This window comes from Rhodococcus sp. 21391 (assembly GCF_016772255.1).
Lineage (GTDB): Bacteria > Actinomycetota > Actinomycetes > Mycobacteriales > Mycobacteriaceae > Rhodococcus_F > Rhodococcus_F opacus.
Window position 1 is genome coordinate 5620108 of record NZ_CP063781.1, and the last position, 10978, is coordinate 5631085.

Below are 10978 nucleotides of genomic sequence, written 5' to 3' on the forward strand. Positions count from 1 at the left end.
AGCCATGAATGTGTCCACCCAGCTCCTAGCACCATCCTGCGAGATCCGTCGCATCCCCCCGAGGACGACGCCGACGCGTCGCACGAAGCCTGCGGCGGAGGTCGCAACAGACGACCGACGACTGGAACGCCCGCAGGCCGCGCGCGGCGAGCGCGACCAGTACCGTGACGTGCCCGCACAGTGCGAGGCCATCGGCCGGCTCGCCGCCTCCGACCCCCGCCGCGAAGTGTTGCGACAGCGACTGATCGAACGTTGCCTGCCGCTCGCCGAACACATCGCCCGGCGTTTCCACGGTCGCGGCGAACCACTCGACGACCTGATCCAGGTCGCCCGCCTCGGTCTGGTCAAGGCCGTCGACCGCTTCGACGCCCGCTGCGGAGGGAACTTCGTGTCCTACGCCGTCCCGACCATCACCGGCGAGGTGCGCAGGCACTTCCGCGACACGGGCTGGGCCATGCGCGTCCCGCGCAGCATGCAGGAACTGCACCTCTCCCTCACCAACGCGACAACCGACCTGACCACCACGCTCGGACGCGCTCCGACGGCGAGCGAACTGGCCGAGGCCCTCGGGATCGACAAGGACGAAGTAGTCCAGGGGCTCCGGGTCGCCGACGCGTACAGCACCCTGTCCGTCGATTTTCCGCTCGGTGAGAACGAACGCCCGCTGTCGGAGACGATCGGCGACGTCGACCCTGCCCTCGCGCACGTCGAGGACCACGTGGTCCTCGCACCTCTGCTGGAATCACTTCCCGATCTCGAACGCACTGTGCTGGTCCTGCGCTTCTTCGGCAACATGACCCAGTCGCAGATCGCAGCGCGGGTCGGTGTCTCGCAGATGCAGGTGTCTCGGCTCCTGACCAAGACCCTGGCGGATCTGCGCGGGAAACTCGCCGACGTCGGCGGTCAGATGCTCTCGTAGTCGGCCAGGAAATCCTCCCACGTCCGCTTGCCCGTCGCTGCGACGTCGAGTGACAGGTTCGCGCCCTCCTGGTACGCGCGGCCGGCCTTTCCCGGCATCCGGACCGGCATCATCAGCCGATGCCTTCCGGTCGCCTTCAGGTATCCGCGCATCAGATCGGCCATGCCGTACACGGTCGGCCCGGGCAGGTCGGGTACGAGGCCGGCCGGTGCCGCGAGCGTCAGTTCCACCAGTCGCGCCGCGACCTCCCCCGAATCGACCGGCTGGAAGCGCAGTCCGCCCGGCACCGGGATCACCGGCAGTTTCACCATCTTCTGCAGCATGGTCAGCACCAGGTCGTGGAACTGGGCCGCGCGCAGCGTCGTCCACGGCACACCCGAGTCGGCCACCGCTCGTTCCGCTGCCAGCTTGGATCCGAACCAGCCGAGCGGAACGCCGTCGGCGCCGATCACCGAGATGTACGCGAGGTGCTGCACCCCGGCGCGCGAGGCGGCCTCCACCAGGTTCCGCGTCGCGACCTCGTCACCCTTGGGTCCGCCCGCCAAGTGCAGAACGATCTCGACCCCCTCCAGCGCAGGCTCTATTCCCTTGCCCTCGAACAAGTCACCGGCCAGGTACTCGACGCCGTCGCCGGGCTCGCGGCCGTGCCTGCTGAGAACCCGCACGTCCCGACCCGCTGCCCGCAGCAGTGGGACGACCTGACGTCCGAGCGTGCCCGTACCGCCGGTGATCAGAATGGGTGATGTCATGATCTCTCCAGATTCGTTGGATGCGGGACTCGGTTTCCCGGTCTCGGCAGCTGGTTTTCGGTGGATCTACAGCTAAGACACGCGGCGAGGAAGGAATGTGACACGGTGGACGACCGCGATCGGCTGACGGGGCGTTTCGAGGAACACCGGCCCCGGCTGCGGGCCGTCGCGTACCGGATGCTGGGCTCGGTGACCGAAGCCGACGACGCCGTCCAGGAGGCGTGGCTGCGCATGAACCGCGCCGACACCGGCGACGTGGACAATCTCGAGGCGTGGCTGATCACCGTGGTGTCGCGGGTGTGCCTGAACGTGCTGCGATCACGCGAGCAGCGGCGCGAGGAACCTCTCGACGTGCAGGCGCACGACCCGGTCGTCGGTCACGAGGACGGTGGCGACCCCGAACACGAAGCGGTGCTAGCCGACTCGGTCGGGCTGGCACTGCTCGTGGTGCTCGACACGCTGACCCCGGCCGAGCGGCTCGCGTTCGTGCTGCACGACATGTTCGACGTGCCCTTCGACGACGTCGCCCCCATCGTGGGCCGCTCCTCCCCGGCGGTTCGGCAGCTCGCCAGCCGCGCCCGCCGACGGGTGAAAGGAGTCTCGCCGGCGCCGGACACGGCGGATCTGGAACGCCAGCGCCGCGTCGTCGACGCCTATCTGGCCGCTACCCGCGGCGGCGAATTCGACGCGCTGGTCGCCCTGCTCGATCCGGATGTGGTGCTCCGCGCCGATCCGGCTGTCGGCCCCACCCCGGCGCCTCTCGTGATCCGGGGTGCTCGCATCGTGGCCAGGGGCGCTCTCGCCTCCTCGGAACGGGCCCGGTTCACCCAGGTCGCCCTGGTGAACGGGACGGTCGGGCTCGTGATGGCTCTCCACGGGCGGTTGCACCTGGTGTTGGCGTTCACGATCGCGGACGGCAGCATCACCGAGATCGACGTCATCGCGGAACCCGATCGCGTCCGCCGACTCGATCTCGCGGTTCTCGGTGACTGACGGGACCCCGGTCACCCGTACAGGGTGATGACCCTGCGCGCCCCGACCCGCAGCATGGAGGTGGCCGACACTGCCGGGAGAGGGGCGCGAACGTGACTACTGCCTCGGACGACGACGCCCCACCCCAGAGCGCAGCCGCGCCGTCGCCGTCGCCGTTCCCGCCCATCGCCGACTACGCCTTCCTCTCGAACTGTCACACCGGGGCGCTGATCGCGCCGGACGGTTCCGTCGACTGGCTGTGCGTGCCCCGGTTCGACTCGCCCAGCGTGTTCGGGTCCCTCCTCGACCGTGAGGCCGGGATGTTCCGGATCGGCCCGTTCGGGCTCAACGTTCCGGCATCCCGGCAGTACGAGCCGGGAAGCAACACCATTTCGGCGGTGTGGAACACACCGACCGGCTGGGTGACCGTGCGCAGTGCACTGACGATGGGGCCGAGCCGCGGAGAGGACACGATCACTCCCCACACGCGGCCGCCTGCCGACGAGGATGCCGATCACATGCTGGTCCGCACGGTCACCTGCCTCGACGGCAGTGTGGAGGTGGAATTGGTGTGCGAGCCCGTGTTCGACTACGGGCGCACACCGGCGGAGTGGGTTCTCGTGGACGGCGACCGGCACACCGCCGACGCGAGCGGCGCGGGACGGACCCTGCGCCTGCGGACGGACATGGCGCTCGGCATCGAGGGTGGGCGGGTGCGCGCCCGGCACGTACTGGAGAAGGGTGAAACCCTCTATTGCGCGCTGTCGTGGGCGGCGGAACTCGCCGCACCGGAAACTGCGGAAGAGGCTGTCGCGCAACTCGATGCAACCTCGGGGCTCTGGCGGCGCTGGTTCAGCCACGCACGTTTTCCCGACCACCGGTGGCGGGAGGCGATTCAGCGGTCCGCCCTCACAATCAAGGGGACTCACGTACATGCCGACGGGCGCCACCGTCGCGGCCCTCACCACGTCCCTACCGGAAACTCCAGGTGGCGAACGTAATTGGGACTACCGGTACACGTGGATGCGGGACTCCACGTTCACACTGCAGGCTCTGCACTATCTGAACCTGGACTGGGAGGCCGACGAGTTCATGCAGTTCATCGCCGACCTCGAGTCGAACGGCGATGGCGCACTACAGATCATGTACGGGATCGACGGCACCCGCGACCTGACGGAGTCGACCCGCGACGACCTGTCCGGCTACGCGGGCGCGCGTCCGGTGCGCATCGGCAACGGCGCGTTCGACCAGCGGCAGAACGACGTGTTCGGCGCCGTCCTCGACTCGATCCTGTTGCACACGGTGCGCAGCAAGCGCCTCCCCCGCCGGCTGTGGCCGCTCGTGCAGCAGCAGGCGACGTGCGCGTCCGCGGTGTGGCGCAACCCCGATCAGGGGATCTGGGAGGCTCGCGGCGCACCGCAGCACTACGTGTCGTCGAAGCTGATGTGCTGGGTGGCACTCGACCGGGCGTCGAAGATCGCGGGCATCCGCGGCGATCGCTCGGCCGAGGAAACCTGGCGCGCCACAGCCGAAGAGATCCGCGTGGACATCCTCGAGCACGGGGGTGAAGAACGGGATTCTGCGCCAGCACTACGACACCGAGGCGCTGGACGCGTCGACCCTGCTCGCCGCGATCTTCGGCTTCCTTCCCCGCGGGGACGCCCGCCTGCGCGCCACCGTCGACGCCATCGCGAACGATCTCACCGAAGACGGATTCGTCCTGCGCTACCGCACCGGCGAAACCGACGACGGGTTGTCGGGCAAGGAAGGCAGTTTCCTGATCTGCTCGTTCTGGCTGGTGTCAGCACTGACCGTGGTCGAACAGGTGCAGGAGGCAACCGATTTGATGGCGGTTGGTCAGCGTGTCCTCTCCCCTCGGGCTGTACGCCGAGGAGTTCGACACGAGCACCGGCCGTCATCTCGGCAATTTTCCGCAGGCGTTCTCCCACCTCGCGCTGATCGAGGCCGCGGGGCGCATCATCCTGCACGAACGGATGCGGGAACTGATGTGAGCCGAGGCGGACCTCGACGTCCCGTCACCGTAGGCTGAGATCGTGTCCCGAGCAGAGTCGAATCGGACGTACAGCGGCCAACCGGTTGCGGAACGTCGCGTAGCCCGCCGGGCACGGTTCCTCGACTCCGCCCTGTCGGTCTTCGCGGAGAAGACGTACGCCCACAGTTCGATCAGTGACATCTGCGCCCACGCCGGACTGTCGCGTCGCCAGTTCTACGAGGAGTTCGGCAGCCGCGAGGACATCCTCCTCGCGCTCTACGACACGATTCAGGACGAGGCCCGGGACGCGGTGCTCGCCGCGAACGACCGGGCGCCCTCGCGCGATCCCCGGACCGTCGCCGGCAGCGTAATGACGGCCTACATCGAATCGGTCGGCACGGACGAGCGGCGGGCCAGGATCATCTTCGTGGAGGTGGTCGGGGCGGGCCCCCGAGTGGAGCAGTACCGCCTCGCGCGCCGCACGCAGTGGGCCGAACTCTTCGAAGTGGTCACCCGCACGATCGACGGTGGCGTCGTCGACCCGCCCGAGCGGTTCGCGATGGTGTCGATCGCCTTCATCGGGGCGGTCAACGATCTCGCCCATCACTGGAGCACCGCCTCCCCCCGACCGTCCGCGTCGGTCCTGGTGGACGTTCTGAGCACGATGCTCATCGCGCTGGTCACCGACCAGACCTGAGCCGAACTTACTCGCGAGTATTGCGATACCCGTCACACCTGATCCAGGGTCTGCTCTCAAAGTGAGACATAGACGTCTCACTTATGCCCGGGGGAGGACCACATGATCGGAACGACAGCGCTACGACGTCGAATGCTGCTGGTGGGAGCGATGATGGTGGGCGCACAACTCGCCGTCGTCACGCCGTCGGTCGGGGCTCCCACCGACGGCGGAACGTCGGTGGACGTGCAGCCCGCCCCTACCGTTCCCGCCCTGGCCCGAGGCCGACCGGGGTTTCTACGAACCGCCTGCGGACGTGGTCGCGGCGGCCGAGCCGGGAGTGATCATCGCCGCCCGCGAAGTGCACCTGGCGAACCTGTCGGCGCTTCCGGTGAACGTCGACGCGTGGCAGCTGTCGTATCGCTCCAACAATTCGCGGGACGAGCCGATCCCGGCGGTCGCGACGGTCGTCAAGCCCGGGGCACGATCGACGGCGTCCGCAATCTGCTCTCGCTCCAGCCGGCGGAGGACTCCCTCGGCAAGTACTGCGCCGCCTCGTACGCACTGCAGCAGTGGTCCGTTCCCGCGCCGCTGACCGGTCAGATCGTCGCGCCGCTGCAGTTCCTCGAGGCGCAGGCCGCCCTCGCCCAGGGATGGGCCGTCGTGATGCCGGATCACCAGGGCCCGAACGCCGCGTATGCGGCCGGGCACCTCGCGGGCCGCATCACCCTGGACGGGATCCGCGCGGCGGAGAACTTCGACCCACTGGGCCTGACGGGCCGGCAGACTCCGGTCGGGTTGATGGGCTACTCCGGAGGCGCGATCGCGACGGGTCACGCCGCCGAACTCCACGCGAGCTACGCACCGGACCTGAACATCGTCGGCGCGGCCGAAGGCGGCATTCCCGCCGATCTCGGCGCCCTCGTCGATCTCGCCGACAACAATCTGGGCGCGGGAATCGTGCTGGGCGGCGTGTTCGGGGTGAGCCGTGACTATCCCGAGCTCGCGGAGTATCTCGACACGCACCTGAACCCACTTGGCAAGCAGCTCCTTGCCGCCAAGAGCAACCTCTGCGTCAGCTACCAGTCGGCGCTGCTGCCGTTCGTGAACCTGAGTGGCCTGTTCGACAGCCCGAGCGGCGACCCGCTTCGCGATCCGGTGGTCGAATCGGTACTCGACCGGACCGAGATGGGTCACCGGGTCCCGGACGTGCCGATGTTCATGTACCAGGCGAATCCGGACTGGCTGGTGCCGGTCGGGCCCGTCGACACACTCGTCGACACCTACTGCCAGGACCCGAACGCCCGGGTGACGTACACCCGCGACCACGCCAGTGAGCATCTGTCCCTCGAACCGGTCGCGGCCGCGAGCGCCCTGATGTGGCTGCGGGACCGGTTCGACGGGGTGCCCGCCGACGCCGGGTGCACCACCCGCGACGTGGGATCGATGGCCCTCGACCAGGCGACGTGGCCGGTGTGGTCGTCGATCGTCGGCGACACGATCGCGAGCCTGCTCGGTCAGCCGATCGGCACGTGAGGGCGCGGTCCCGATCAGAGGTCGCCGACACCGGCGAGCAGTCTGCGCGCCCCCTCGTGAAGGCGGTCCCGGACGGTGGCGACGCTGATCTGCATCGTGTCCGCCACCTCGTCGCAGGACATTCCCCGGTAATACACGAGGGCCAGTGTCTCCCGCTCGAGGGCGGGCAGCGATTCCACCGCGTCCAGTACCACCGACCTGCACGAATTCACTTGCATGCACTCATCGTCAATGACCGGCGGGGTCGGAGACAGGGACCCCAGGGTGACGAACTGCCCACCCAGGGGTGAGCGTGCGGGAAACACAGAGGGCCACCTTCCCGGGAGAAGGTGGCCCTCTGTGTGCGGAAGCAATTCCGCGGTGGAGCCTCCTGTCAGGATTGAACTGACGACCGCTCGCTTACAAGGCGAGTGCTCTACCACTGAGCTAAGGAGGCGGACACGCGCGCCCATCATATCCATTGCAGGAACGACGGCTACTTCCGCCCACATTGGATAGCGTTGGAGCCATGAGTACCTCGGAGATCGCCACCGTCCTCGCTTGGCACGACGCCCTCAACTCCGGCGACATCGACACTCTGCTGTCGCTGTCGAGCGACGACATCGAGATGGGTGGGCCGAAAGGCGCCACCCAGGGCCTGGCGGCGCTGCGGGAATGGGCGTCTACCGCGGGCATCACGCTGATTCCGCAGCGAATGTATTACTACGACGGGGTGCTGGTGGTCGAACAGCAGGCCACGTGGGCAACGGACCCCGAGGAGACGCGTATCCTGGCCTCTGCATTCCGTGTCGTCCACGATCAGGTCATCTCCACGTTCCGCCACGAGACACTCGAGTCTGCACTCTCCGCCACCGATTTGACCGAGAAAGATCTTGTCTCCGACACGTAGTATGGCCAAGCTCACAGAATCCCTCCAACGTCTCACAGGCGACCGTCGCGCAACGGTCGATGCGGTCACCGCTGCACCCACACCGCTGCAGCCGATCGACCTCACCGACGACGCGGTGGTCGCCGAAGTACTCGACCTCGCCGTGCGAGTCGGTGAAGTGCTCCTCGCATCCGGCACCGGTGCGATGGACACCGCCGAGCAGGTGCAGTTCATCGCCGCCACGTACGGCCTCGCCCAGTGCGATGTGGATGTCACGTACAACTCCATCGTGCTGTCCGCGTACCGTGGGCCGACCCTCCCGCCGGCGAGCACGATGCGGATAGTGCACTACCGCTCGATGGACTTCACCCGCCTCGCGGCGGTGGACCGGCTCACGCGGCGGATCCGCCGGGAGGCCGTCACCCCCAGCGAGGCGCACGAGGCCCTGACAGCGGTCACCACCGCGCCGCACCCGTACAACCGCTGGATCGCGACGCTCGCCTGGGCGTCCATGGCAGCGTCGGTCTCCGTGTTGATGGGTGGTGGGGTGCTGGTCGCATCGGTCGCCTTCCTGACGACGATGGTGATCTACCGGGTCAACCGCGTCCTCAACCGAATCGGTCTGCCGTTCTTCTTCCAGCAGGTGGCGGGCGGTCTGGTGGCGGCGACCCCGGCGGCGACGCTCTATACGTTCCAGGATCAGCTGGGTGTCGAGATCAGACCCTCACAGATCATTTCGGCCGGTGTGGTGGTGCTGCTGTCCGGGTTGTCGCTGGTCGGTTCCGTGCAGGATGCCATCACCGGAGCACCGATCACCGCGGCGGCGCGATTCTTCGAAGTGGTCATGATGACCGGCGGCATCATCGCCGGTGTGGCCATCTCGTTGCGTCTGACCGGCGTGCTGGGTTCGACCCTGCCACCCGTCAACGTCGAGATCACGGAACTCGTGCAGCTACCCGTCCTGGTGATGTCGGGCGCTTTCGCGTCGATGTTCTATGCATTGGCCTGCTACGCCGAGCAGCGCGCCCTCACGGCCGCGTGGTTCGGTGGCGCGGCCGGCGCCCTGGTCTACATGGTGGCGCACCAGTTCGGCATCGGCCCCATCATCGGTTCGGCACTCGCGGCCACGGTGGTCGGTTTCGCCGGTGGTCTGATGGCCCGCCGCGCGCTCACGCCGCCGCTGGTCGTCGTGGTGGCGGGTATCACGCCACTGCTGCCGGGTCTGTCTCTGTACCGGGGCCTCTACGCCCTGCTCAACAACGAGGTGGTGATCGGACTCAGCTCGCTGCTGGCGGCGTTCGGTATCGGCTGCGCGCTCGCGGCGGGCGTCACGCTCGGCGAGTGGATCGCCCGGACCCTGCGGAGGCCGCGCATCCTGCGTCGCACAGACGACATCCGCCGCCCCGTCTTCAAGACGAGGCGGCGGAAGCCGGTCGAAGCACACACACAAAAGGCGGCCTGAGGCACTTTCAGGTGACGGCCTCTCGGCCGTCTGCCGGGTACGACCGCCGGTGTCTCACCGGACGGTCGTCCCGGCACATCGTCGCCGAAACGCGGCGCCGGGGAGGTCAGCTCTTGTCGACGCTGTGCCGTCCGCCCGACTTCTCGTCGGCCTCCATGGCCTCACGCAGGCTCTTCGGCCGCATGTCGGTCCAGTTCTTCTCCACGTACTCGAGGCACGCGGCCCGGCTTTCCTCGCCGAAAACTACGCGCCAGCCTGCCGGCACCTCAGAGAACGTGGGCCACAGTGAGTGCTGGTCCTCATCGTTCACCAGCACGTAGAAGCGGCCTTCTTCGTCATCGAATGGATTGGTGCTCATCTCGCCTCGCTTGTCGCATACGTGTCCTGTGCGTTCACACTAGCAAGCGTGCCGTTGCGGCCACGCCTTGTTACGACAGATGTAACGATCTCTCCCGCCCGCACGGCAACGTTCGACAGGAGCGACGACGTGATTCCGTGCGTTTTCTCCGTGCCGCCCTGCAGATAGATTCCCGCTGTGACGTCCGGTGAAACCGCCAATCTGTAATCTCGGCCCACTTCGCGCGGCGGGTGGGTTTTCGGCGCGAGATCGCCGAGTAGAGGCTCGAGGGGTGCGGGGGTGAAACCGGTGGCCAGAATCAGTGCGTCGCAAGCGAGAGTGTCGGTGAGGCCGTCCACACCGCTGCGGACAGCCACCTCGATTCCGTCCGAAGTCTCGTCGACGGCAATGATCTCCGACGCGCGACGCATGAACAGGCGGCGACGCCCACGAACGCGTTCCTGGTATTCGGTCGCGTAGAGCTCGTTGATGAGCTCGATGTCGACCACCGAATAGTTAGTACTCCTATGGACATCCAGCAATCGCAGACGCTCCGCCTCCGGGGCACCGTGCAGATCGTCCACCGCCTCCGGATCGAAGATGCGGTTGGCGTACGGACTGTCGTCGGCCGGGCTGTACCCGTACCGCGAGAAGACGCTGTGGACTTCGGCTTCGGGGTAGTTTCCGTGCAGGTACTGCACGATCTCGGCGGCACTCTGACCCGCTCCGAGGACGACGAACCGATGGTGGACCGGGGCCGGCATCTCACCGAGCCGGAACAGGAACTGGTGGTTGTGGAAGCATCGCGCAGAGGGGTTGGCCCACTCCGGGATTCGCTCCCGCAGACCGGCACCTATCACGACGTTGCGCGCGATCACCGCGCTGCCGTCGGCGGCGCGGACCTCGAAACGGTCGATCACCCCGTCGTCGCCGCGGATTCCGCGCACGGCCTCCACTGCGGTGCCGTATCGCACGTCGGCGTCCACTCGGCGTGCCGCCCACTGCAGGTAGTCGTGAAACTCGTGACGAGTCGGGAAGAAGGTCTGGTGATTGACGAAGTCGACGAGGCGACCCTGATCGAAAAGGTAATTGAAGAAGGTGAACGCGCTACGCGGATTCCGGAACGTCACCAGGTCCTTCGGAAACGCGATCTGCATCGTCGCGCCGTCGAGAAGCATCCCGGGATGCCAGCCGAATCGATCCTGCTTCTCGAAGAACTGCGCGCTGATCCGCTCGCGCGGGGGGCACTCCGCATTGTGTTCCTCGATGGCAATGGCCAGGGCGAGGTTAGCGGGACCGAATCCGACACCCACGACATCTCGCACCGGGAGATCTGTACCGACCGTTTCCGGCGATTCACTCATAGCTCGTTGTCCGTCCTCGACGCCGCGCCGCACCCGACCCAGCCGCCGTCTGCCTTCCGAGTAGATAGTGAAGCCTATCCTTATTTCCAGAACAGTACCAAG

General features: G+C 67.2%; 9 protein-coding genes, 1 tRNA gene and 2 pseudogenes. 7 read left to right on the forward strand and 5 right to left on the reverse strand.

Going from position 1 to position 10978, the window contains the following annotated elements; translation table 11 throughout:
* Positions 1-4 precede the first annotated feature (4 nt).
* Positions 5-919, forward strand: coding sequence for a SigB/SigF/SigG family RNA polymerase sigma factor (locus GO592_RS25945; RefSeq protein WP_007300957.1), 915 nt, complete (start codon positions 5-7; stop codon positions 917-919).
* Here the strand turns inward: GO592_RS25945 and GO592_RS25950 are convergent.
* Positions 904-1668 carry an SDR family oxidoreductase gene (locus GO592_RS25950; protein WP_007300956.1) on the reverse strand — a complete coding sequence of 255 codons (765 nt, stop codon included), beginning with the start codon at positions 1666-1668 and terminating at the stop codon, positions 904-906. The two genes, GO592_RS25945 and GO592_RS25950, sit on opposite strands and share 16 nt — an antisense overlap.
* A 105-nt stretch (positions 1669-1773) precedes the next feature.
* Here GO592_RS25950 and GO592_RS25955 point away from each other — a divergent pair, with 105 nt between their 5' ends.
* From GO592_RS25955 to GO592_RS25970, 4 genes and pseudogenes are all read left to right on the forward strand, one after another.
* The gene (locus GO592_RS25955) at positions 1774-2661 is read left to right on the forward strand and encodes a sigma-70 family RNA polymerase sigma factor (RefSeq protein WP_007300955.1); all 888 of its coding nucleotides are present in this window, start codon (positions 1774-1776) and stop codon (positions 2659-2661) included.
* A 92-nt stretch (positions 2662-2753) separates the two neighbouring features.
* Positions 2754-4652, forward strand: a pseudogene (locus GO592_RS46595) (glycoside hydrolase family 15 protein).
* A gap of 42 nt (positions 4653-4694) precedes the next feature.
* Positions 4695-5330, forward strand: coding sequence for a TetR/AcrR family transcriptional regulator (locus GO592_RS25965; protein ID WP_007300954.1), 636 nt, complete (start codon positions 4695-4697; stop codon positions 5328-5330).
* A 102-nt stretch (positions 5331-5432) separates the two neighbouring features.
* A pseudogene (locus GO592_RS25970) lies at positions 5433-6845 on the forward strand (lipase family protein).
* Between the two features lie 14 nt (positions 6846-6859).
* Here GO592_RS25970 and GO592_RS25975 read toward each other — a convergent pair.
* Together GO592_RS25975 and GO592_RS25980 are read right to left on the reverse strand one after the other, a co-directional pair.
* Positions 6860-7063 (reverse strand): RNA polymerase sigma factor, encoded by a 204-nt coding sequence (locus GO592_RS25975; protein WP_007300952.1) that lies wholly within the window; start codon positions 7061-7063, stop codon positions 6860-6862.
* Positions 7064-7206: 143 nt separating this feature from the next.
* Positions 7207-7281: transfer RNA gene (locus GO592_RS25980), tRNA-Thr, on the reverse strand.
* 72 nt (positions 7282-7353) lie between these two features.
* On the opposite strand from GO592_RS25980, the gene GO592_RS25985 reads away from it, so the two are divergent.
* Both GO592_RS25985 and GO592_RS25990 read left to right on the forward strand, forming a co-directional pair.
* On the forward strand, positions 7354-7734 hold the full coding sequence (locus tag GO592_RS25985; RefSeq protein WP_005262863.1) for a nuclear transport factor 2 family protein: 381 nt from the start codon (positions 7354-7356) through the stop codon (positions 7732-7734).
* A 1-nt stretch (position 7735) separates the two neighbouring features.
* On the forward strand, positions 7736-9175 hold the full coding sequence (locus tag GO592_RS25990) for a threonine/serine ThrE exporter family protein (RefSeq protein WP_007300951.1): 1440 nt from the start codon (positions 7736-7738) through the stop codon (positions 9173-9175).
* A gap of 106 nt (positions 9176-9281) precedes the next feature.
* Here the strand turns inward: GO592_RS25990 and GO592_RS25995 are convergent, their stop codons facing one another.
* A complete protein-coding gene (locus GO592_RS25995; RefSeq protein WP_005244517.1) occupies positions 9282-9533 on the reverse strand; it encodes an MbtH family protein in 252 nt (83 codons plus the stop codon).
* The gene (locus GO592_RS26000) at positions 9530-10876 is read right to left on the reverse strand and encodes a lysine N(6)-hydroxylase/L-ornithine N(5)-oxygenase family protein (RefSeq protein ID WP_007300950.1); all 1347 of its coding nucleotides are present in this window, start codon (positions 10874-10876) and stop codon (positions 9530-9532) included. The genes GO592_RS25995 and GO592_RS26000 overlap by 4 nt, the downstream gene beginning before the upstream one ends.
* Positions 10877-10978: the final 102 nt, after the last annotated feature.

Bases quoted from the DNA above. Each gene is read 5' to 3' on its own strand.
- GO592_RS25990 (WP_007300951.1), top strand. From the start codon at position 7,736: ATGGCCAAGCTCACAGAATCCCTCCAACGTCTCACAGGCGACCGTCGC.
- GO592_RS25975 (WP_007300952.1), bottom strand. From the start codon at position 7,063: ATGCAAGTGAATTCGTGCAGGTCGGTGGTACTGGACGCGGTGGAATCG.
- GO592_RS26000 (WP_007300950.1), bottom strand. From the start codon at position 10,876: ATGAGTGAATCGCCGGAAACGGTCGGTACAGATCTCCCGGTGCGAGAT.
- GO592_RS25995 (WP_005244517.1), bottom strand. From the start codon at position 9,533: ATGAGCACCAATCCATTCGATGACGAAGAAGGCCGCTTCTACGTGCTG.
- GO592_RS25950 (WP_007300956.1), bottom strand. From the start codon at position 1,668: ATGACATCACCCATTCTGATCACCGGCGGTACGGGCACGCTCGGACGT.
- GO592_RS25985 (WP_005262863.1), top strand. From the start codon at position 7,354: ATGAGTACCTCGGAGATCGCCACCGTCCTCGCTTGGCACGACGCCCTC.
- GO592_RS25945 (WP_007300957.1), top strand. From the start codon at position 5: ATGAATGTGTCCACCCAGCTCCTAGCACCATCCTGCGAGATCCGTCGC.